At 66.5% G+C, this 21054-nt stretch carries 25 protein-coding genes; 10 read left to right on the top strand and 15 right to left on the bottom strand.

The genetic code is table 11. From position 1 onward, the window contains the following. The first annotated feature begins 167 nt into the window (after nucleotides 1-167). Together ACQR1X_RS23375 and ACQR1X_RS23370 are read left to right on the top strand one after the other, a co-directional pair. Nucleotides 168-2222 carry a YadA family autotransporter adhesin gene (locus ACQR1X_RS23375; RefSeq protein ID WP_434885753.1) on the top strand — a complete coding sequence of 685 codons (2055 nt, stop codon included), beginning with the start codon at nucleotides 168-170 and terminating at the stop codon, nucleotides 2220-2222. Next, complete coding sequence (locus tag ACQR1X_RS23370) at nucleotides 2216-2692, top strand: hypothetical protein (RefSeq protein ID WP_434899658.1); 477 nt, start codon at nucleotides 2216-2218, stop codon at nucleotides 2690-2692. Before ACQR1X_RS23375 ends, ACQR1X_RS23370 begins: the two co-directional genes overlap by 7 nt. A gap of 96 nt (nucleotides 2693-2788) precedes the next feature. Here the strand turns inward: ACQR1X_RS23370 and prmB are convergent, their stop codons facing one another. The 5 genes from prmB to ACQR1X_RS23345 form a co-directional block, all read right to left on the bottom strand. Next, complete coding sequence (gene prmB, locus ACQR1X_RS23365) at nucleotides 2789-3754, bottom strand: 50S ribosomal protein L3 N(5)-glutamine methyltransferase (protein ID WP_315801948.1); 966 nt, start codon at nucleotides 3752-3754, stop codon at nucleotides 2789-2791. Then, complete coding sequence (locus ACQR1X_RS23360) at nucleotides 3754-4218, bottom strand: molybdenum cofactor biosynthesis protein MoaE (RefSeq protein WP_315801949.1); 465 nt, start codon at nucleotides 4216-4218, stop codon at nucleotides 3754-3756. Before ACQR1X_RS23360 ends, prmB begins: the two co-directional genes overlap by 1 nt. A 19-nt stretch (nucleotides 4219-4237) precedes the next feature. Continuing rightward, nucleotides 4238-4489: a molybdopterin converting factor subunit 1 gene (moaD, locus tag ACQR1X_RS23355; RefSeq protein ID WP_315801950.1), complete on the bottom strand. Its 252-nt coding sequence runs from the start codon at nucleotides 4487-4489 to the stop codon at nucleotides 4238-4240. Further along, nucleotides 4486-5127: a CDP-diacylglycerol--glycerol-3-phosphate 3-phosphatidyltransferase gene (gene pgsA, locus ACQR1X_RS23350; protein WP_434839406.1), complete on the bottom strand. Its 642-nt coding sequence runs from the start codon at nucleotides 5125-5127 to the stop codon at nucleotides 4486-4488. Before pgsA ends, moaD begins: the two co-directional genes overlap by 4 nt. Nucleotides 5128-5381: 254 nt before the next feature. Beyond that, nucleotides 5382-5717, bottom strand: coding sequence for a GIY-YIG nuclease family protein (locus tag ACQR1X_RS23345; RefSeq protein ID WP_434839405.1), 336 nt, complete (start codon nucleotides 5715-5717; stop codon nucleotides 5382-5384). A gap of 162 nt (nucleotides 5718-5879) precedes the next feature. On the opposite strand from ACQR1X_RS23345, the gene ACQR1X_RS23340 reads away from it, so the two are divergent. From ACQR1X_RS23340 to ACQR1X_RS23325, 4 genes are read left to right on the top strand one after another with little or no spacing between them, the layout of a single operon-like run. Continuing rightward, nucleotides 5880-6224, top strand: coding sequence for an ArsR/SmtB family transcription factor (locus tag ACQR1X_RS23340; RefSeq protein ID WP_315801952.1), 345 nt, complete (start codon nucleotides 5880-5882; stop codon nucleotides 6222-6224). Beyond that, nucleotides 6217-6480, top strand: a complete 264-nt coding sequence (locus tag ACQR1X_RS23335) for a hypothetical protein (RefSeq protein WP_315801953.1) — start codon at nucleotides 6217-6219, stop codon at nucleotides 6478-6480. The genes ACQR1X_RS23340 and ACQR1X_RS23335 overlap by 8 nt, the downstream gene beginning before the upstream one ends. Continuing rightward, the gene (locus tag ACQR1X_RS23330) at nucleotides 6477-6809 is read left to right on the top strand and encodes a DUF3817 domain-containing protein (protein ID WP_315801954.1); all 333 of its coding nucleotides are present in this window, start codon (nucleotides 6477-6479) and stop codon (nucleotides 6807-6809) included. Before ACQR1X_RS23335 ends, ACQR1X_RS23330 begins: the two co-directional genes overlap by 4 nt. Then, nucleotides 6806-7225 (top strand): CopD family protein, encoded by a 420-nt coding sequence (locus tag ACQR1X_RS23325; protein WP_434845684.1) that lies wholly within the window; start codon nucleotides 6806-6808, stop codon nucleotides 7223-7225. The genes ACQR1X_RS23330 and ACQR1X_RS23325 overlap by 4 nt, the downstream gene beginning before the upstream one ends. Before the next feature lie 29 nt (nucleotides 7226-7254). Here the strand turns inward: ACQR1X_RS23325 and uvrC are convergent, their stop codons facing one another. Continuing rightward, a complete protein-coding gene (uvrC, locus tag ACQR1X_RS23320) occupies nucleotides 7255-9321 on the bottom strand; it encodes an excinuclease ABC subunit UvrC (protein ID WP_434899657.1) in 2067 nt (688 codons plus the stop codon). Between the two features lie 243 nt (nucleotides 9322-9564). On the opposite strand from uvrC, the gene ACQR1X_RS23315 reads away from it, so the two are divergent. Then, nucleotides 9565-10200 carry an outer membrane protein gene (locus ACQR1X_RS23315; RefSeq protein WP_315713602.1) on the top strand — a complete coding sequence of 212 codons (636 nt, stop codon included), beginning with the start codon at nucleotides 9565-9567 and terminating at the stop codon, nucleotides 10198-10200. 248 nt (nucleotides 10201-10448) lie between these two features. Here the strand turns inward: ACQR1X_RS23315 and ACQR1X_RS23310 are convergent, their stop codons facing one another. The 4 genes from ACQR1X_RS23310 to ACQR1X_RS23295 all read right to left on the bottom strand — a co-directional run bounded on the left by ACQR1X_RS23310 (nucleotide 10449) and on the right by ACQR1X_RS23295 (nucleotide 13209). Beyond that, entirely contained in the window at nucleotides 10449-10664 is a 216-nt protein-coding gene (locus ACQR1X_RS23310; RefSeq protein ID WP_006612991.1) for a cold-shock protein, read from the bottom strand. Nucleotides 10665-10916: 252 nt separating this feature from the next. Further along, the gene (locus ACQR1X_RS23305; protein WP_315801957.1) at nucleotides 10917-11777 is read right to left on the bottom strand and encodes a 23S rRNA (adenine(2030)-N(6))-methyltransferase RlmJ; all 861 of its coding nucleotides are present in this window, start codon (nucleotides 11775-11777) and stop codon (nucleotides 10917-10919) included. A gap of 136 nt (nucleotides 11778-11913) precedes the next feature. Then, nucleotides 11914-12618, bottom strand: a complete 705-nt coding sequence (locus ACQR1X_RS23300; protein ID WP_316183202.1) for a ribonuclease T2 — start codon at nucleotides 12616-12618, stop codon at nucleotides 11914-11916. A gap of 132 nt (nucleotides 12619-12750) precedes the next feature. Next, the gene (locus ACQR1X_RS23295) at nucleotides 12751-13209 is read right to left on the bottom strand and encodes a hypothetical protein (RefSeq protein WP_315801959.1); all 459 of its coding nucleotides are present in this window, start codon (nucleotides 13207-13209) and stop codon (nucleotides 12751-12753) included. Nucleotides 13210-13377: 168 nt separating this feature from the next. On the opposite strand from ACQR1X_RS23295, the gene ACQR1X_RS23290 reads away from it, so the two are divergent. Continuing rightward, on the top strand, nucleotides 13378-13683 hold the full coding sequence (locus ACQR1X_RS23290; protein WP_316236974.1) for a hypothetical protein: 306 nt from the start codon (nucleotides 13378-13380) through the stop codon (nucleotides 13681-13683). 84 nt (nucleotides 13684-13767) lie between these two features. Next, complete coding sequence (locus tag ACQR1X_RS23285) at nucleotides 13768-14316, top strand: DUF3617 domain-containing protein (RefSeq protein ID WP_315801960.1); 549 nt, start codon at nucleotides 13768-13770, stop codon at nucleotides 14314-14316. 46 nt (nucleotides 14317-14362) lie between these two features. Here ACQR1X_RS23285 and ACQR1X_RS23280 read toward each other — a convergent pair whose 3' ends face one another. The 5 genes from ACQR1X_RS23280 to ACQR1X_RS23260 all read right to left on the bottom strand — a co-directional run bounded on the left by ACQR1X_RS23280 (nucleotide 14363) and on the right by ACQR1X_RS23260 (nucleotide 19929). Further along, on the bottom strand, nucleotides 14363-15355 hold the full coding sequence (locus ACQR1X_RS23280; protein WP_434899656.1) for an NAD(P)H-quinone oxidoreductase: 993 nt from the start codon (nucleotides 15353-15355) through the stop codon (nucleotides 14363-14365). A gap of 18 nt (nucleotides 15356-15373) precedes the next feature. Next, nucleotides 15374-16579, bottom strand: coding sequence for an ABC transporter substrate-binding protein (locus ACQR1X_RS23275; protein WP_434899655.1), 1206 nt, complete (start codon nucleotides 16577-16579; stop codon nucleotides 15374-15376). A gap of 82 nt (nucleotides 16580-16661) precedes the next feature. Further along, nucleotides 16662-17513, bottom strand: a complete 852-nt coding sequence (locus tag ACQR1X_RS23270; protein WP_434899654.1) for a fumarylacetoacetate hydrolase family protein — start codon at nucleotides 17511-17513, stop codon at nucleotides 16662-16664. A gap of 31 nt (nucleotides 17514-17544) precedes the next feature. Continuing rightward, a complete protein-coding gene (locus tag ACQR1X_RS23265; protein ID WP_434899653.1) occupies nucleotides 17545-19068 on the bottom strand; it encodes a bifunctional 3-(3-hydroxy-phenyl)propionate/3-hydroxycinnamic acid hydroxylase in 1524 nt (507 codons plus the stop codon). Between the two features lie 69 nt (nucleotides 19069-19137). Beyond that, nucleotides 19138-19929: a DNA-binding transcriptional regulator gene (locus ACQR1X_RS23260; protein WP_434863877.1), complete on the bottom strand. Its 792-nt coding sequence runs from the start codon at nucleotides 19927-19929 to the stop codon at nucleotides 19138-19140. A 140-nt stretch (nucleotides 19930-20069) separates the two neighbouring features. On the opposite strand from ACQR1X_RS23260, the gene ACQR1X_RS23255 reads away from it, so the two are divergent. Continuing rightward, the gene (locus ACQR1X_RS23255; protein ID WP_434899652.1) at nucleotides 20070-21053 is read left to right on the top strand and encodes a VOC family protein; all 984 of its coding nucleotides are present in this window, start codon (nucleotides 20070-20072) and stop codon (nucleotides 21051-21053) included. Nucleotide 21054 lies beyond the last annotated feature (1 nt).

The raw sequence follows: 21054 nt of genomic DNA, 5'->3' as shown, positions 1-21054 counted from the left end.
CCGAGGCACGCGCTCCCAGCCATCGCGTCACTCCCTGCGTTTCGTCGGTCCGGATCGTTGTGGAGTCGTGCTGAATGCGTCCCGTAATTTCAAGGATTGCAGTCGCTGGGGCTGGTCCGTCGAGGCGTGCTGCAGCCTGTGCAGTTGCGGCAGCCAAGGGTGGCCTGATGTCGAGCGCCTTTCGTGCCGCGTCGCGGCCGCGGCGCATCGGGATCCGGTCGGTGCAGTCCAGCGGCGTTGCGATCGCCCTTTTGCTAGCATCGGCCCTGTTGGCGGCGCGGTCCGCGCAAGCGCAAAATTTTGCATGCGCGCCGAACGCCGGTATCGCCAACGGCGCTTTTTCCTTTGCCTGTGGCGAGGCAACCTTCGGTCCCGTTCCTAAACCGCAGGCTACGGCCGACGGCGCCTTCAGCACGGCAATCGGTCCGTCAGCCATCGCGGGCGGCTATGGCACCCTCGCCGTCGGCGCTATCAGCCAAGCGGCAGGCGACGGGGCGATGGCGATCGGCTACGCGACAATTTCGAACGGCTACGCCACCGCAGTGGGCTATTCCGCAAGAGCCGTAGGCAACTCCAGCACCGTCTTTGGCGCTCAGAGCTTTGCGTCCGGTACGTTCTCGGCCGCTATAGGGACCTATGCGGCGGCGACCTCCGCGAACTCCATCGCGATCGGCGGAGGTAACATCACCGGCACGAGGACCTTGGCGGCGTTCGTCGATGCCAACTCTGCCAACAGCATTGCAATCGGCAGCCAAGCCCTCATTGGCGCCGATAGCGGCAACGCCACCGCACTCGGCTTCAATGCGCAGGTGCTGGGCCAGAGTGGGCTTGCGATTGGCTATTCCAGTGCGGTCACCGGCGATGGCAGCATAGCGGTCGGCGCATCGAACACGGTGCTCGGAGCGAAGAGCGGCGCGATCGGCACCGGGCAGAATGTGGTCGGCACCGGCAGCTTTGCGATCGGCGATCCCAGCACGATCAACGGTAATGGCACCTTCGTGCTCGGCAACAACAACAATGTGAATACGGCGACCAATGCCGGCGCCGGTACAGCCGGCTGGGGCGATAACGTCAACGTGGTGGGCTCGAACAACGCCATCGCCGCCACGGCGAGCGCCGCCGGCTCCGCCGTGCTCGGCAATGGCGGGACGGTCAATGCGACCGATGCAGTGGCCATCGGCAATGGCACGACGGTGACGGGGGTTTCGGCGATCGCGATCGGCCGTAGCAGCACGGCAAGCGCAAGCAACGCCGTCGCGCTCGGCGTGTTTAGCAACGCGGCCGGAATGAATGGGACGGCACTCGGGGTTCTGAGCAACGCGAGTGGCGATTCCGGTACCGCGAGCGGGGCGTTCAGTACGGCGAGCGGCGACCACGGCACGGCGACCGGTGCCTCCAGCAAGGCCAGCGGTGCCTTCAGCACGGCGAGTGGCGCCTTCAGCACGGCATCCGGAGTACTCAGCACCGCGACCGGCGTCAACAGCCAGGCCATCGGCGACAACAGCGTGGCCGTCGGCGTCGCCAGCACCGCGAATGGGACGAGCGCTGTCGCGCTCGGCAACGGTGCGCAGGCGAACGGCGTGAATGCGGTCGCGATTGGCACCAATGCGATCTCAGCGCCGAACTCCGTGGTGGTCGGCCCCAACGCCACCGACAACAACTACGCCAATGCTGCCGTGTACGGCGCGGGCGCCCAGGTCGGGGCCGCAGGCAACGTCGCGATCGGCAGCGGCGCCAATGCCGTTGCGGCGAACTCCGTCGCGATCGGCCAGAACTCGGTGGCGAGCGCGCCCAACACCGTGTCGTTCGGCTCCGCCGGCAACGAGCGGCGGCTGACCAATGTCGCCGCCGGCATCTCGCCGACCGATGCGGTCAACGTCTCGCAGCTGAGCAGCGTTGCGAGCGGCGTCCAGTCGCAGATCGGGGCGTTGCAGGCGCAGATCGGTGGATTGCAGTCGCAGGTCAGCGGGTTGCAGACCCAGATCACCCACGTCAATTCGGGGATCGCGATGGCCATGGCGATGGGCGGCGGCTTCCTGCCGGACAACAAACGGTTTGCGGTGGCCGCCAATTACGGCACCTTCGCCGGCCAGAGCGCGGTGGCGATGACCGCGCTGGCGCGGGTGAGCGACAACATCGTCGTCTCCGGCTCGGCCAGCTACGGCATGCGGACTGATACGAGCCAGTTCGGCGGACGGGTCGGGATGCAGATCGCATGGTAGATCGACCGCTGTTCCGTGCGCTGCTGATCGCAGGGGTCGCGCTGCTTGTCGGACTGGGGACGCGCGCCGCCGAGGCGCAGCAGGCCTCGCAGCCGCAACGGCCACCAGCGGCTCAGCCGCCGCAGCAAGTCCAACAGCAACAACAACCGCAGCAGCCGCAATTCCCGCCGCCGCCTCAGGCGCAGCCGCAGCAATCGTCACAATGGGCGACGATGCCGCGGATGCAGCTCGAGCGGCAGTTCGCAGGCCCGCTGCAGGACACCATCGTGCAGCGCTGGCGCGATCCGGCCGACGGCACCGTCTGCTACATCTACCTGCCGATCAGCGCGCCGCATTCGCCGCCGACCCCCGCGGGCTTTGTCCAGTATGGCGGCAACACCGTGGGCTCGATCAGCTGCATGCTTGCGCCGCAAGCGGCACGGTCCGCGGCAAATCCGCGTCACACGGGCACCGTGTCCACCGGCCAATAGCCTGAATTGACTGGTGGATGGGGTTCGATTCGCGCGGCAGCGGAGGTTCACCTCTCCCCGACGGTTTTCGAAGGGGGGAGGTGAATGGGTCGCGCGTCACACGAGATCGCGCGCGGTGATCCAGAACACCTCGCCCTCGGAGTCCTCGGTGTCGAGCCAGAGCAGCGGCAGGTCGGGATAGGCCGCCTCGATCTGCGGACGGTCGCGCCCGACCTCGCACAACAATCCGCCCTCCGCAGTCAGATGGTCGCGGGCCTGGCTGAGAATGCGATGGATGATGTCGAGCCCGTCGGTGCCGCCGTCGAAGGCCAGCGCCGGCTCGGCGCGGCATTCCCGGGGCAGGCCGGCCATGCCCTCGGCGTCGACATAGGGCGGGTTGGTGATGATCAAATCGTAGCGGCGCTGGCTGAGCGGTGCGAACAGGTCACCGCGGTGCAGCGAGATGCGCTCGCCGAGGTCGTAGTCGGCGACGTTCTTCGCGGCGACCGCGAGCGCGTCCCTGGAGATGTCGACGGCGTCGATCACCGCATTGGGGAAGTGGCGGCTGGCCAGGATCGCCAGACAGCCAGAGCCGGTGCAGAGGTCCAGCACGCTGTCCACGGCCAGCGGATCATCGATCAGCGAGGTGCCATCGGCCTCGGCGCCGCCGAAATGCGTCTCCAGCAGCTCGCCGATGAACGAGCGCGGCACGATGACGCGCTCGTCGACGTAGAACGGCAGGCCGCGCATGTAGACCTTGTTGACCAGATAGGCCGCCGGCTTTCGCGTGGTGATTCGGGCCGTGATCAGGTCGAGGATCATCTTGCCTTCGGCCGCGGTGACCCGGGCCGTGACGAAGCTCTCGAACTGATCGGGGCGCAGATGCAGCGCCTCGCCGATCAGGAAGGCGGCCTCCGACACCGGATCGGTGGTGCCGTGCGCAAACACCAGATCGGCGTCCTGGAAGCAGCTCACCGCGTAGCGCAGATAGTCGAGCAGGCTGACCAGCTCGCCCGCATTGACCTTCGGCAGCTTCGGCGCCGCCGCCTTGCGCGGCGCTGCCGTCTTGACCTTCTTCGCCATCACGACTTCCAGCGCGCCGCGGCGGCATCGTCGTGGCTCTTGGCCTCGACCCAGCTGCCGCCATCATTGGTTTCCTCGCGCTTCCAGAACGGCGCGTTGGTCTTGAGATAATCCATCAGGAACTCAGCCGCCTCGAACGCCGCCTGACGGTGGCTGGAGGCGGTCACCACCAGCACGATGTTCTCGCCCGGCCGTATCCGGCCGAAGCGGTGGATCACGGTCAGGCCCTGCAGCGGCCAGCGCGCCATCGCCTGCTCGGTGTGCCGCATGATCTCGGCCTCCGCCATGCCCGGGTAATGCTCGAGCGTCAGCGCGGTGATCGGCGTGTCATGGTCGTTGCCGCGGCACAGGCCGGAGAAGCTGACGACGGCGCCGATGTCGGTGCGGCCATGGCTGAGGGCTGCGATCTCGGCCGCGGTGTCGAAATCCTCTTGCTGCACCCGGACGGTGACGATCGCGGTCATGGACGGATCTTCCGTTGCGTCAGCCGCCGGTCATCGGCGGGAAGAACGCGATCTCGCGGGCGCCGGCGATGGCCGTATCCGGCTGCACATGGGTCTGGTCGATCGCGGTGCGGATCACCTTCGGCTTCTCGAACGCATAGGCGTAGCCCTCGCCGCGCGTGGTGAGCCAGGCGATCAGCTCGCTGACCGTGCGCACGTCCGCCGGCGGCTCGATCGTCTCCTCGGCCTTGCCGACGCGCTCACGCACCCAGGCGAAATACTTCACCTTCATCGCGAGTCTGCCTCGATGAGGTGGTGGATGCCGGCGCGGAAATAGTCGTAGCCGGTGTAGATGGTGAAGACCGCCGACAAACCGAGCAGCCAGATTCCGATCCCGCTCACGATCGGACCCACGGACGTCGAGATCTGGGCGACCGCCGCATCGCCGGCCTCGCCCGCGAGCAGGAAGCCGATCGCCACCAGTTGCATCGTGGTCTTCCATTTGGCGACCTTGGTCACCGGCACCGAGACGCGCAGCGCGGCGAGATATTCGCGCAGGCCCGACACCAGGATCTCGCGGCACAGGATCACAATGGCCGCCCACAGCGACCAGTTCTGGATGGTGCTGTCGGCGGCCAGCATCAGCAGACAGGAGGCGACCAGAAGCTTGTCCGCGATCGGGTCGAGCATACGGCCGAATGCCGATTGCTGGTTCCAGATCCGCGCGAAATGACCGTCGAGATAGTCGGTGATCCCAGCCGCAATGAACACCGCAACGGCGACCCAGCGGAGCCACAAAGGATACATCCAGACCGACTGCGCGTAGATGCAGCCGACCACGACCGGTATCGCGGCGATGCGCGTATAGGTCAGGATGTTCGGCAGGGACGTCGACGTCTTGCTGGGCACGCGTGTGGTCGCAATATTCATCCGGTGTACCAATACTGCCGCCGTTCGGACGTCAACCTCCGAGCCGAGCCGCTTCGGCAGGATGACGCAGATATGACGCTGTTCGCAACGAAGTCTTGCGGAGATAGGAACTCTCCCGCCCCGATACAAAGAGCGGTAACGCTTCCTTAAGCAACCGCACGCGGTCGCGCCAGTGGGGAGATCGGCGTGCCGCGGTGGGCGCGCCGATCGGTCTTATTGCGGTGCAATGACAGCGGCCCGAATGCCGCCGGTGATCAGATCGCCTCGGCCCCATGAACCGCGCACCAATGCGCCTGCCGTTCCGCGAACACGCGATCGCGCACATAGGCCAGCGTTTCGTCGTCGAAGGTCTCGATCACCTCCAGGCTGAACGACCCTTCGCCATGGGCGGCCCAGGCCGCCTGCAGCCCGCCGCGGCGATGGCCGCCCTGGCGCAGGGTGAACCACAGACGGTTCTGGATCTTGTCGAGGTCCGGCGCGCAGCCGATCCAGCGCGCGCCGGTGGCGGCGCAGGTGACGGCAAAGATGCCGGCAGGGCTCTTGCGCTCCTTGTAGGCGGCGACCGCCGCCTTGCGCTGATCGGGGGTCATGAGGTGTCGCTCCAAAGTGAGGTGGGCTCAGCTCATGTAGAGCTTATTTTTGTCCGGGTAAATATATGGAAATCGAAATTTTTTCCTGACAGATGTATCGTAAAGTTGACGGGAGCGGACCTAACCTGTAATAATATCCTTACAGGTGGAGAGCCGCGACGTATGCCCACTGAAGGCGATCAACTGCTGGACAGGCTGGCAGCGTTGGCCAATCCGCATCGGTTGCGGGTGGTGGCTGCTTTGCAGGCCCGGGGGCGCACCTATGTCAGCCAGTTGGCCCGCGAGCTCGGCATCAGCCGGCCATTGCTGCACCTTCATTTGCGCAAGCTCGAAGAGGCGGGGCTGGTCACCAGCCGGTTGGAGCTCTCCGCCGACGGCAAGGCGCTGAACTACTTCGAGGTTGCTCCCTTCGAGATCGCCCTGACGCCGTCCTCGATCGCCAAAGCAGCGGAGACGCTGTCCGTCGTTCCATCCTCCATCAAACCGGAAGGAGACCAACATGGCTGACAAAGCCGCCATCTTCCTGCTCGTCACGATCCTCGTCCTTGTCACCATCATCCTGGTGTTTGCGATGAAGTATTTTGCGGCGGTCCGGCAGGCCGGACGGCAGGTCGCGACGGAGGAGGGCTTCCGCGCGCTGACCGAGCGAGCCGTTCGAGCGCAGGAGACGAGTGCAGAGCTGCTCGCCGCCCTCAAGGGCAGTCTGGGGCAGATCGAGCTGCGGCTCACCCAGGTCGAGAAGGTGCTGAAGGAGGTCGAATGATGACCACTCAACATCAGGCCGAGGAGCTGTCGCTGTTGAAGCGGATGCGCGCAGTCTCGCTCGTCGAAGGCAGCACATTGCTGCTGCTGGTGCTGGTGGCGGTGCCGCTGAAGCACTTTGCCGGCTTCGCCGTCGCCACCAGGATCATGGGTCCTGTCCACGGCCTCGCTTTCATGGGCTACATCTGGATGCTCATCCAGCTCGCAGCCGGCGGCGGCTGGTCGAGAACGGAGATCGTCCGGATGACAATGGCTGCGTTCGTGCCGTTCGGCGGCTTCGTCAATGCCCGCGTCCTGGCGCGACGCGAGATGCTGCTGGCGGCGCCATGATGGTCGAGTGGCTCAAGGCGCTGCACGTCGCCGCCGTACTGTGCTGGAGCGGCGGGTTGCTGGCCGCAGCGATCACCATCGCGGCGGCTGCGACCATGGCAGAAGCGGCTGGTGCCGCCACCATGGTCGAGATCGTCAGCCGCTGGGACCGGCGTGTCACGACGCCGGCCATGCTCGTCGTGTGGGGCGCAGGCCTCGCACTCGCCATGCAGGGCCAATGGTTCGGCGCGCTTTGGCTGACGATCAAGCTCGGCATCGTGGTCGCGCTGTCTGCGCTGCACGGCGTGCTCGCGGGAACGCTGCGACGGCTCTCGCGGTCAGAGACGCCGGCGGCGCGCTGGCCGTCTCACATGCCGCCATTGATCGTCGGCAGCACCGCTGCGATCGCCGTGCTCGTCGTCGTCAAGCCGTTCTGAGAGGCCGGCGCGAGCGCAGAAGGCGTCCTTCAACTGGCGTTGCTGTGAAAATACTCAAAGATCTTGCGGGCGCTTTCGGCTGACACTCCCGGCACCTTGCCGAGGTCGGCGATCGAGGCGCGCTCGATCTCCTTGAGCGTGCCGAAGTGGTGCAGCAGCGCGCGCTTGCGCGACGGGCCGATGCCGGGGATCTCCTGCAGGCCGGCCTCGCGGATGTCCTTCTTGCGCAGCTTGCGGTGCGAGCCGATGACGAAGCGATGGGCCTCGTCGCGCAGCCGCTGGATGAAATACAGCACGGGGTCGCGCGGCTCGAGCTTGATCGCCTCCCGCTCCGGGATGAACAAGGTCTCGCGGCCGGCGTCGCGATCGGGGCCCTTGGCGACCGACATCAGCGCGACATTGGTGACGCCGAGCTCGGTGAAGATCTCGCGGACGGCATTGAGCTGGCCGCGGCCGCCATCGATGATGACGAAATCGGGCCATTGCGGCACGTCGTCCTCCTTGGCCGCGCGGGCGACATCCTTCTCCGACGGTGACACCAGCCGCTTGAAGCGGCGCTGCAGCACCTCCTTCATCATCGCGTAGTCGTCGCCGGGCGTCAGCCCTTCCGACCGGATGTTGAACTTGCGGTACTGGTTCTTCATGAAGCCGTCGGGGCCGGCGACGATCATCGCGCCGACCGCGTTGGTGCCCTGGATGTGGCTGTTGTCGTAGACCTCGATGCGCTTCGGCACCTGCGGCAGGCCGAGCGTGGTCGTCATCGCCTCCAGCAGGCGGCTCTGGGTCGCGGTATCCGCGAGCTTGCGGCCGAGCGCCTCGCGCGCATTGGTCAGCGCGTGAGTGACCAGGTCCTTCTTCTCGCCGCGCTTCGGACAGGACACCTCGACCTTGTGGCCGGCCTTGACGCAGAGCGCCTCGGCGAGCAGCTCGGCCTCCTCGATCTCATGCGACAGCAGGATCAGCTTCGGCGGCGGCTTGTCGTCGTAGAACTGCGACAGGAACGCGGACAGCACCTCCTCTTGTGTGAACGTCTTCTCGGCGCGCGGGAAATAGGCGCGGTTGCCCCAGTTCTGGCCAGTGCGGAAGAAGAACACCTCGACGCAGGAATAGCCGCCCTCCTGGTGGATGGCGAACACATCGGCTTCCTCGACCGTGCGCGGGTTGATGCCCTGCTGGGAGGAGATCGCCGACAGTGCGGCGAGACGGTCGCGATAGACGGCCGCGGTCTCGAATTCGAGCTCGCTCGACGCCTTCTCCATCTCGCTCGCCAGCAGCGCCTTCACAGCCTGGCTGCGGCCGGACAGGAAGTCGGTCGCCTCGCGCACCAGCTCGGTATAGCCGGAGAAATCGATCTCCTGGGTGCAGGGACCGGCGCAGCGGCGGATCTGGTGCAACAGGCAGGGGCGGGTACGGCTCTCGAAGAACGAATCGGTGCAGGAGCGGATCAGGAAGGCGCGCTGCAGCGCCGTGATGGTGCGGTTGACGGCACCGGCCGAGGCGAACGGACCGAAATAGCGCCCCGGCCTGGACTGCGCGCCGCGGTGCTTGAGGATTTGCGGCGCCCAATGGTCGCCGGTGATGAGGATGTAAGGGAACGATTTGTCGTCGCGCAGCTGCACGTTGAAGCGCGGCTTGAGCTGCTTGATGAGGTTCGCTTCGAGCAGCAGCGCCTCGGTCTCCGTGGTGGTGGAGACGATCTCGACGGTCACCGTGGCTGCGATCATGCGCAGGATGCGCGCCGGCAGCGGCGCGTTGGCACGCGCATAGGACGACAGGCGCTTTTTGACGTTCTTGGCCTTGCCGACATAGAGCACGTCATGCGCCGCGTTGAGCATGCGGTAGACGCCGGGCGAGGTCGGCGCCAGCCGCACCGCGTTCTCGATCGCCGCGTGGCCGATCGCGAGCGGGCCTTCCCCGACCGCCTCCAGGCTCTCCTCGGCCAGCTCCGGCAGCCGGCCGTCATCGTCCTCGTCTGCAGCCGAGGCGGCGGGGTCGAGATCGGGCGTGTCGATGGCCTCGGGTGGCAGGTCGGCCGTGGCGCCACGCCGGCTCGGGGGCGTCGGCGCCTTGGGTGGATCGGAGCTGTGGGTGGTCATGTCCGCAAATTAAGCGCTGCCGCGCCGTCTCGCCAGCTTGCGATCGCGCCATGCACAGGGCAGGGCGGTAACGCTCCGTTAAGCACGTTAATGGCCGGGTAACCCGGCTTAACAACGGCTTAACCTAAAACTCTCGATAAATGCTCACGAAAGAAGCGAGAGTTCCGTAACCACGCCGGCCCGCGCAGCACAGTCGCGCGGCGCATGCTCCGGCGGGTGACGGCGAGTGGCGTGGAGTGAGCGATGAACAGGTTCTTGGTCGGTGCTGCCGCCGCGGCGGGCTTGGGCGCGGCGGCTCTCGGATCGGTCTCGGCGCAGGCGGCGGACCTCGGCTACGGGCGCGGCGCGCCCTACACCGTCAACCAGCCCCTCAACGCCTACAGCTGGGCCGGCCCCTATCTCGGCGGCACGCTGGGCTATGAATGGGGCACCGTCGGCAACAACCCGACCAAGCCGTCCGGTCTCACCGGCGGCCTGACCGCGGGCTACAATTGGCAGAACGGCCCGTGGGTGTTCGGCGCCGAGGGCGACATCAACCTGACCGGCGCCAACGACACCTTCGCGCCGTGGAAGTTCTCCAACCCGTGGTTCGGCACCTTGCGCGGCCGCGCCGGCTACGCCTTCAACAACATCCTGTTCTACGGCACCGGCGGCCTCGCCTTTGGCGGCCTGCGCGCCGAGACCTTCGGTCTTTCGGAATCGCACACCACGGTGGGCTGGACGCTCGGCGCCGGCACCGAGTTCGGCCTGGCGCAGAACTGGACCGCCAAGATCGAGTATCTCTACGTCGATCTCGACAGCAGCAATTTCGTGATCACGGGGGCGAAGAACGACTATCGGTTTGGAATTGTGCGCGCAGGCATCAACTTCCACTTCTGATGGCAACGAGGGAATAGGAAGAAGAAACGTCCAACGACAACCTCCCGGCCGCTCGCGCGGCCGGGATTTTTTTGTCGGAGCGCTCCGTGCAATCGTGCATCATCGCGCGCGGCCTGCACGTACGAGCCGGCAATGCTGTGCACGCAAACAGGCGCTGCCGACAGCTTCCAAACCAACGAAGAGGTGGCGTCGAGGCGCGTCCGGTTGCAATCACGCCGGCGCGCGAACGACCGCCAGGCGGGCTCGTCCTAAGACGATAGCACCAGGTTCACCGCTTTCGGGCCCTTGCCCTTCTTGTCCGGCTCGACCTCGAAGCTGATCCGCTGTCCTTCGGTCAGGTCCTTCAGGCCCGCGCGCTCCACCGCCGTGATGTGCACGAACACGTCGCGTCCACCGTCGTCCGGCTTGATGAAGCCGTAGCCGCGTTCACCGTTGAAGAACTTGACCGTCCCAGTCATGGCCATCGGGAAACTCCTCCCCCGCAATGCTTCCTCCACTGCGCGCCCTGCGCAGCGTCCGACCGGACATCACTTTGATCGGAAAGCGTTGGCCACCTTAACGCCCAGCGCTCGCCGCGCCGGATCGCCGGATCTTGTTAGGCCTTGATCACCCCGCCGCAACCATTCGCGGAAGCGGAACGTAAAGCCAGTCTTACAATCGGACACAATAATACGGTTCCGCGCCGATTGACTACGGCTTTTCGACCAGTAGCCGTTTCAAGCTTTGGGGAATTCGATTCGGAAGCGCGCCGCGCCGCCCTGGCCGAGCGGCTTCTGCAGTTCCTGCAGGATGAGCTTCAGCTCGTCATGCAATGTCCAGGGCGGGTTGACGATCAGCAGTCCGGTCGAGGTCAGCGCCTCGCCTTCGATTTGCGGCGCAACACTGAACTCGATCCGCAGCACCTTGCCGGGCGGCTTGGCCGCGGCCGCGAGCGCCGCGACGCGATCGCTCAGCTCTTCCGTCGCGCGTCGGCTCTTGGCGGGATACCAAAGCACGTAGATACCGGTGGTCCACTTCGCGAAGGCCGCGGCAAAGCGGTCGGCGAGCCGCTCGAACTCATCCTTCGCCTCGAACGCCGGATCGATCAGCACCACGCCCCGGCGCTCGTTCGGCGGCACGAAGGCGGGCAGGGCGACCCAGCCGTCGAGATCGACGACGCGGGCCTGGGTGTCGCGGCGCAACTGATCGATCAGCTGCTTGCGGGGGATCGGCGCCAGCTCGCACAGGGTCATGCGGTCCTGCGGCCGCAGCAGCGCGCGCGCGATCAGCGGCGAGCCGGGATAGGCGACGAGCTCGGCCGTCGGATTGAACGATCGGACGATATCCAGATAGGGCTGGACCAGCGCATAGACCTGATCCGACAGCCGCGCCTGCAGCAGGCGGGCAATGCCGGTGAGGAACTCGCCGCTGCGGGTCGCCTCGTCGCCGGTGAGATCGTACAGGCCAGCGCCGGCATGGGTGTCGATCACCCGGAATGCAGCGGGCTTCTCCTGGAGGTAGACCAGGATGCGCGTCAGCACGATGTGCTTGATGACGTCGGCGAAGCCGCCGGCGTGAAAGGCGTGTCGGTAGTTCATGCCGTCCGGGTTACGCCGTTCCGCGTCAAAAGGGTACCCCGTCGATGCGCCGGATGCCCTTTCGGAGAGCCGCGGATCATCGCCGCCGCAACAGGCGCCGCAGGCCGACGCGCTGCGGTCGCCCGATTCGCAGTCGCTAGCCGCCGCGGACCGGCGGCATGTTGACCTCGTCGCGCCGGCAGGCCTGCCGGTCGATCTCGTCGCAATTGCGAAACTCGAGGTCCTTCGACAGGCAGATCCGGACCTCGCTCAGCCGGGTGCGATTGCAGGTGACGGCAATGCCCGATGTCGTGAGCTTGGGGTTGGCCTTGATGAAGGCTTCCTCAACCGCCGCCGGCGCCACTGTCTTGGCTTCCGCGAGATCGAGAAATTCCGGCGGGATCTTGATGGCGGCCCGCGCCTTGCGGATGGCTTCGAAATAGGCCTTCGCCGACATGCCGGCGCAGGTGCCGTGCTTGTCCCACTCGTTGTAGATCAGGCCCGGCGCCGGCATCAGGTCGAGCATCGAGGTCATGATGTTGCGCGGCAGGCGCGGCGCCGGCTGCTCGCAATATTCGGGGTAGCCGTTCTCGTATTGCGGCCACAGCCCGTGCACGACGAACGAGTAGGGCCGGCCGGTGCACTGTTGGGACCGGCTGCCGCGGCCGCCGCGCTCCTCCGCCTCGGCACAGTACGAGGGCGACCACGACAGCGAGAGAACGTAGAAGTCGAACGCGCCCGGCGCATTCTGGCGCCGGTCCTGCGCCGCGGCGGAGCCAGCCGCGAGCACACCGAGCAAGAGGGCAAAGCAGGCGATCGTTCTGGACAACAGGACGGCAGGTCGGCGCAGGCAATCGAACATGGCATACTCCCCGGACAATGCCAGGAGCCTACCAGCGCGCGGGAACATTTCAAGAACAAAAATGGCTGCCCCGAGGCAGCCATTGGTCAGCTGGCCGCTCGCGCGAGCGGGCGATGCGCCGGGAAAGGCGAATCAGGGCTTGGCGGCGCGGCAGGCCGGATTGAAGGCCCAGTTGCGATCGAGGCCGACGACGCAGAACTCGACGCCCTGGTCATAGCCGGCGAAGCCGCCATCCTCGATGATCGAGAAGTTGACGGTGCGCGCCTTGCCGTCGCTGATCATCACGCTGCCGGTGCAGAAGCGGCGCGGGATGTTGTCGGACTGCCAGGGCCGGAAGGCGATCTCATGGACATTGGCGACGCCGGTAATCGTCAGCGAGGAATTCCAGAAGGTGCTCTCCTTGTCCTGGAATCGCGAGACGATGGTCGGAATGGCCGCCTCGCAAGGCGCGACCCGGCCGTCATATTTCGGGCCGGACAGCCAGAAGTTCATCTCGAGCGGGTTGGCCGCCTGGGCCGGCGCGGTCGCGACCGCGAGCAGCGCGCCGCATGCGGCACCGAACGTCTTGAAAGCTGAGCTGAAGTCGCGCATGGGCCGTCCGCAAGGCTGATCCGGGAGCGTGGACCGTGCCGCGGTGGCCACAGGAGGTCAAGTGCAACGCGGCAACACTCCACGATTAGTCCTGTTAACCCGGGGCCGGTGTTCTTTTCTTGACCGCACGGGACCTTTAGAATGGCAGGCCAGATCGAGGAGAATGCAATGCGGACGCTGATGGCCGGATTCGTGAAGACTGCAGGCCTCGTGGCCGCTGGGATGGTTCTGGTTGCCGCGTCCGCCCAGGCCGACGTGGTGCCGCCCTTCAAGGGCAATGACACCGGCGGCATCATCGCCTATCAGCTGGCCCAGACCACGGATGCGCGCCAGCTCGCGGTCGACCACTGCGCCTCCTACGGCAAGGTCGCGAAGTTCGGCGCCGTCGATGCGCGCTACGGCGGCTACGTCTCGTTCTCCTGCCGCTGGGTACCGTACGGCTCGGCGCAGCGGCCGCTGCGGACGCTCTACTGACCTTCCATCAACTGCCGTTCTCCTAATTGCCATCTTTTGGCGGCATTCGCTCTGGCATCGATCAACGAGCCGGAACGGGGGCACATGACCTGCACACGCATCGCAATCGGGCTGTTGGCCTGCTGCCTCCTGGGCGTGACCGCGAGCCATGAGGCTCGGGCCGTCGACCTGCCGGTGCGCAAGGCCGGCCTGTGGGAGCTGAAGATGATCAGATCCGGCGGTCAGCTGCCGGAGGCGACGATACAGCACTGCACCGACGCGGCCACCGACAAGGAGATGAACAACTTCGCCTCTCCGATGGCGCAGCAGGTCTGCTCCAAGCAGGACATCCAGAAAACCGCGACCGGCTACGTCTCCGATTCGGTCTGCAATTTCGGCGGCATCAATACGACGTCGCATGCCGACATCACCGGCGATTTCAACTCGGCCTATACGGTGAAGACGATGTCGCGCGTCACGGGCGGCGCCGCCGGCACCGGGGTGAAGGACACCGCGATGACGATCGAGGCCAAGTGGCTCGGCGCCTGCAAGCCCGACCAGAAGCCCGGGGACATCGTGATGCCCGGCGGCATGAAGATGAACGTCAAGGACATGGCCAAGCTGAAGGCCCTGATCCCGGGCGTGAAGCAGTAGGCGGGCGCTCGTTGCGCGTGATGGGCGCAGCGACGTGGATCGTCGCTCATTCGCGGACGCAAAGCACGATCTTCCCGATGTGCCGGCCCGTCTCCATGCGGGCATGCGCAGCGGCCGCCTCGGACAGGCGATAGGTGCTGTCGATGTGCGGCCGAATGGCCGTTCCGAGAAGAGGCCAGATCCGCTGCCGCAGCTCGGTCGCGATGCGCCGCTTGAGATCGAGCGACGTCGACCGCAGGAACGCGCCGGTGATGCTGGCCCGGCGCACCATCAGGCTGCGCAGCGGCACCGCCAGCTCCTTGCCCTGTCCAGCCGAGAGCTGGGCGATCCGTCCGCCCATCGCGAGCGCCGCAAGGTCCTGGGCGATGTGAGCGCCGGCGGAGGTGTCGAGGATGCAGTCGACCCCGCGCGTCCCCGTCGCCGCGCGGATCTGCTCGGCGAGATCGGGATCGGCATAGTCGAACACGGCGCTGCAGCCGAGCCTGAGTGCCAGGGCGCGCTTCTCCGCGGTGCCGGCGGTGGCCATGACGGGATGTCCCAGCGCGCGCAGCAGCTGGATCGCGATCGTGCCGACGCCGCTGCTGCCGCCGTGAATCAGGGTGGTCTCGCCGGGCGCCATGCGCATCAGCTCGAAGAAGTTGAACCAGGTCGTGAACAGCGCCTCGGGCAGGGCGGCGCCCTGGATCCAGTCGAGGCTGCTCGGCAGGTCCAGCGCAAGATGCTGATCGGTGGCGACGTATTGCGCGTAGGAGCCGCCGTCGGTCAGCGCCATCACCGCTTGACCCAGCCGTTCCGGGGAAACGTCGGCGCCGCAGGCCACGATGCGCCCCGAGGCTTCCAATCCCGGTATGGGATTGGGCTCCCGCGATGGCCCGGCAGCGCGCTGGTTGCAGTCGTGACGGTTGATGCCGGCGGCGGCGACCTCGATCAGGACGTCGTCGGGGCCGAGCCGCGGGACCGGCCAGTCCTGTCGCTCTGACAGGACCTCCGGGCCGCCCGCGGCGGTGATGATGACGGCGTGCTGATCGTCCGGAATCATGTGTAGTCGCTCATGTGCTCACTTGCCGACCAGGCCGCACTTGCTGCGGTCGAGCGGACGAAACGCCTGATCGGGGGCGATCTTCGTCACCAGCTTGACGAAGTCCCAGGGGCCCTTCGATTCGGCGGGAGTCTTGACCTGGACGAGGTACAGGTCGTGCACCATGCGCTGGTCGTCGCGGATCTGACCGTGGTCCGCATAGGCGTCCGAGACCGGTGTGGATTTCATCTTCGCCATCACCGTTGCGCCGTCGTCGCTGTCCGCATCCTTCACCGCCTGCAGATAGTGCCGCACGGCCGAATAAACCCCGGCCTGGATCTGTGACGGCATCGCCTTGCGGCGCGCGTAGAACGCGTCGGAGAAGCGGCGCGCGGCGGGGGAGGCGTCCTCGAAGAAGCTGGTGACGATGAGATCGCCCTGCGTCGCCTTGAGGCCGATGGCTTCGATGTCGACGTTCTGGAACGACATCGGCACGATCTTGATCCCCTGCGCCGCAAGCCCGAATTCCTCGGCCTGCTTGATGGCGGTGGCATTGTCGCCGGCGACGTTGAGCGCCAGGATCTTGGCGCCGGAGGCCTGGGCCTGCAACAGGAACGAGCCGTAATCCGGCGTGCCGAGCTGCGCCTTGACGCTGCCGGCGACCGTGCCGCCGAGCTCGGCGATGCGGGCGCGCGCGGTCGCCTCGACCGAATGGCCGAACGCATAGTCGCCGGTGATGAAGAACCACGGCTCCTTGCTGGTCTGCATGATGCCCGAGACGACGGCGGTGGCGGTCGAATAGGCGTCGTGCGTCCATTGCACCGAGGTCGGCGCGCACGCCTCGTCGGTGAGCTGGTTGGCGCCGGCCCCCGAGACGAGGAAGATCCTGCCGTTGCTGCGCACCAGCTCCTGGACGCCGAGCGCCGCGCCGGAGCTGCCGCCGTCCGCGATCGCCTGCACGCCGTCCTGTTCGAACCAGCGCCGGGCGATCGCGACCGCGATATCCGGCTTGTTCTGGTGGTCCGCCTGAAGGATCTCGATCGGCCTGCCGTTGATGTTGCCGCCGAATTCCTCTGCGGCCATCCGTGCCGCTTCCACCGAGCCGGGCCCCATCGCGGTCGCAAAGATGCCGGTCATGTCGGTGAGCACGCCAATCCGGATGGCTTTCCCTTTGATGTCCGCCTGCGCGGATGAGCCTGCAAGCAGCAACAGCGCGGCGATGCCCGCTGTGAGACGTCGCGACATGATGATCCTCCCCGGATTCAACGACTTTGTTTGTTATGTCGTGTTTGGTTGGTGCGCCGCGCGGTTCCGCGAGGCGGAGACGTCAGGCCGCCGGTTCGGCGGCCACGGGATTGCGCAGTACGCCGATGCCCGAGATCTCGACCTCGACCGTATCGCCGGGCTTCATGAACAGTGGCGGGGTGCGCTTGAAGCCGACGCCTCCCGGCGTGCCGGTGACGATCACGTCGCCCGGCAGCAAGGTCATGATCTCCGAGCAATAGACGATCAGATCAGGCACGTCGGTGATGAGCAGGTCCGTGGTGGTCCGCTGCACGGTCTCGCCATTGAGGCGGGTCTGCAGCGTCAGCCTGGACGGGTCGGGAATTTCGTCGGCGGTGACGAGCCAGGGGCCGAACGCGCCGGACTGGTCGAAGGTCTTGCCCGACAGGAATTGCGACGTATGGCGCTGCCAGTCGCGGATGCTGCCTTCATTGTAGCAGGAATAGCCGGCGATGTGCGTGAGCGCGTCCTCGCGCCGGACATGCCGGCCGGCTGTCCCGATCACGAGCGCGAGCTCGCCCTCGTAGTCGAAATGATCGGAGACATCAGGGCGAACGATCGGCTGCAGATGGCCGACCTGGCTGGTCGCAAAGCGCGCGAACAGCGCGGGCTTCTCGGTGACCGTTCGTCCGGTCTCGGCGACGTGGTCGCGATAGTTCAGTCCCACGCAGATGATCTTGCCGGGATCGGGAATGACGGGCGCGAAGGCGATCGCAGCGAGCGGATAGTCGGGCTGTTCGGAGGCGAGCAGCGCGGCGGCGTCGCGAAGCGCATCCGCCTCGAGCAGCGCACGCAGGCTCTTCGACGACAGCCGTCGGCCGAGGTCGACGACACCGTCGCCCTTCACCGCGCCGTAGCCGGGGCGACCGTCGATGACAAAGGAAACCAGCTTCATACGTGAACCCTCTCAAGAAGAACGGAAACGCTCAGGCCGCGCTCGGCAGCGGTGCGAGGAAGGCGAGGCCTGACAACAGCGCCGCGGGATCTTCGCCCGTGCGGACGGCACCCAGGATGTAGCGGTCAGGGCGCACCAGCACGGCGTCGAAGCCGTGCTGATCGAGCCAGCCGTCGAGGCCGCCAGCGTCCTCGCCGCAGATGACGGCGACGTCAGCTTCCGTGAGGCGGGCATGATGCTGCGCGATCACTGCGGCACCGAGTCTTGAGCGGCACAACAGCGCGAAGCGATAGCCGACACGGTCGTCGCTGAGGCCGTGATCGCGGCTGCGGAATTGTGGCGCCAGCCGTCCCGTCATGCTGCGTTCGCCGCAGGCCAGGCCCGGGCCGAGCAGCGGCTTCTGCACGTCGAGCTTGAGCTGGCCGTCGCCCTGTGCCGTGCCGGTCGCGAGCGCCGCCTCGACCGCCTTGGTATTGATGAGTCCGCCCAGCCGGATCGCGAGCTCGATGAACTCGCGCACATGCGGGGCGCGCTCGCTCTGATAGGTGTCGAGAAGATCAGGCGTTGCCTTTCCGGCAATCACGTGAGCCAGCTTCCAGGCGAGGTTGGCGGCGTCGCGAATGCCGGCACACATGCCCTGGCCGAGGAAGGGCGGGGTCTGATGCGCGGAATCGCCTGCGAGCAGCAACCGTCCGCTGCGCCATTGCTGCGCCACCGCTGAGTGGAAGGTGTAGACAGCGGCGCGTTCGATCTCGGCCTCAGCGGGCCGGAGCCAGGGCGAGAGCAGCTCCCACACGCGCGCCGGCCGCGTGATCTCGGCGGCGTCTTCGTCAGGCTGAACCGTAATTTCCCAGCGTCGGCGGTTGCCGGTGCCGCGAATGTAGGTCGCGGGACGCTGCTTGTTGCAGTGCTGGACGCTGAAATCGCCGAGGTCCGGCCGTTCCTCTTTGAGCAGCACGTCGCAGACCAGCCAGCGTTCGTGAAAGCCGAGATCGTCCAGCGCCGAGCCGATGAAGCGTCGCACGAGTGAGCGTGCCCCGTCGCAGCCGACCACATAGGCACAGGAGATGTCGACCAGCCGGCCATTGGCGAGGTCCTCGTAGCGGACGCGGGCGCCGTCCTGGTCCTGCTCGAGCGCGAAGACATCACAGCGCGTGCGCAGCTCGACATGAGGCCAGCGCTCGAGTCCATTGTTGAGCACGGCTTCGAGATCGGGCTGGTGAAAGCGGTAGCTCAGATTCCAGCCCATCGCTGTCGGCGCGCTGGGGCGCGGCCAGTCCAGCAGCAACCGTCCCTCCGCATCGACGAAGCGCATCCCGGGACTTAAAGTGATGTGGGGCAGGATGGCGTCGGCGAGACCGATGGTCTGGAACACGCGCATGCATTCGTCATCGAAATGCACTGCGCGCGGCAAGTGATAAGCCTTGGCTTCGCGCTCCAGGACCAGGGTGCGGATGCCGCACAGGCCGAGCAGGTTGGCGAGCGTCGAGCCGACGGGCCCGCGGCCGACGATGACGACCTCGAAGCTTCCGGAGTGTGCGGCCATGTTGCTCATGGTCGCATCTGTTCCGCAACCGCCTCGCACCTTCAAGGCGCGGTCACGAACTGTCCGCCCAGCGGACGCTCAAGGCTGGACGGGAATGGCGGCTGCGGTGTCGCGCAGCGGCGCCGCGTACTGCGCGACCGCCTCCTCCAGGGTCATGGCGGAGCGGATCCAGATGATCGAGATGCAGCCGAACACGATGTCGTCCCGCACGATCGGCACCGCGATCGACGACGTCTTCGGATTGAATTCGCCCTCGTCGCGGATCGCGTAACCGCGCTGGGCCGTTTCATTCATCATGCGCTGCAGCCGCTCGGGCGACAGGAAAGGAACGTCCTCGGCATTCTCGATGCGCCGCAGGTGGCGGATGATGAGGTCGCGCTCCGCAGGCGGGCAGGCCGCCAGATAAGCGCGGCCGGCCGAGGTCTGCAGCATCGGCAGGCGCCTGCCGATCATGCTGCGGTCGATCGAGAGCGGGCTGCGCGCATGCGTGGTCTCCTGGATGACCATCGCGCCGTTCTCGTAGGTCGACAGGTCGACCGGCCAGACCAGGGTGCGGCTGAGTTCGGCGAGATAGGGCGCGGCGGCCTGGCAGATGACGATGCCGGGATCATAGCCGTCGCCGAGGCTCAGCGCGTGGCGCGTCACCCGGAAGCGGTCGTCGCTGGCGCTGCGCGCGACATAGCCGAGTTCCTCGAGTGTTTCGAGCAGGCGATAGACCGTGGGCCGCGGCAGGTCGAGCTGGCGGGCGACGTCGCCGGCGCGAATGCCGCCGGACCGATTGACCGCACGCAGCACGTCGAGGCCCCGCTTGAAGGCGCGGACACCCTCCGCAGGACGGGCTTGCGGAGATCGCGTCCGTTGCTTGGACACTTGGAAAATCCTCCCTGGTCTTCGTTTCCGTCCGCCGATAGCGTCTTGAGAACGCGAGCCGGATGCAGGGGCGGCAGTCTACTGCAGGACCGCGCGGAGCTGATACGAAATTCGGCCCGCGCCTTTCGGGAGAAAACAGGATGGAGATCACGGCGCTCGGCTACATCGGCATCAAGTCGTCCCAGGCGGAGCAGTGGGGACGGATGGCAACCGAGCTCCTGGGAATGCAGCGCATCGATCGCGCCGCCGGGATGCAGGCCTATCGGATGGACGACCGCAAGCAGCGGCTGATCGTCGATGGCAGCGGTGATGACGGGCTTGCCGTCATGGGCTGGGAGGTCGGCGACGCCGCCGCGCTCGCGCGCCTCGTCGGCCGTGTCGAGAACAATGGCGTGAAGGTCGCCCGTGGTTCGCAGGCGCTGGCCGACGAGCGTCATGTCACCGAGCTGATCTGCTTTCAGGATCCCGCCGGCAACACGATCGAGGTGTTCTGGGGGGCGGCCGTCGCCGCCGATCCGTTCCGGCCGGGACGTCCGATCTCCGGCTTTCGCACCGGGCCGCTCGGCATGGGACATGTCGTGCTCAACGTCGAGGAGGTCGAGCCGCTGCTGGCGTTCTATCGCGACCTGCTCGGCTTCCAGGTGTCCGATTTCGGCCTGACGCCGTACAAGCTGTATTTCTTCCACGTCAATGGCCGCCACCACAGCTTCGCGATGGTCGGCTCCGGCCGCCGCACATTGCATCATTTCATGGTGGAGCTCGGCAGTCTCGACGACGTCGGCCAGGGCTACGATCTGGCGCAGCTCGAGGACGGGCGCGTGGCCTACACGCTGGGACGTCACACCAACGACCACATGACCTCGTTCTACGTCAACACGCCCTCCGGCTTCTTCATCGAATATGGCTGGGGCGGCCGGGTGATCGATCCCGCGACCTGGCGGCCGCACGAGACCTTCGATGGTCCGTCATTGTGGGGACACGAGCGCTTGTATTTGCCGGATGAGCCGCGCAAGCGCATGCGCGATATGCGCCTCTCCGCGGCTGCACGCGGCGTTCGCGTGCCGGACCCGCGCGTTCCGCCGCTGAACTGCGCGTGGCTCGACGCGGTGATCGCGCAGGAATGAG

Source organism: Bradyrhizobium sp. HKCCYLRH3073, assembly GCF_051167995.1.
Classification (GTDB): domain Bacteria; phylum Pseudomonadota; class Alphaproteobacteria; order Rhizobiales; family Xanthobacteraceae; genus Bradyrhizobium.
Note: the sequence above shows the minus strand (reverse complement) of the source record. Positions and strands in the feature narration are given on the sequence as shown.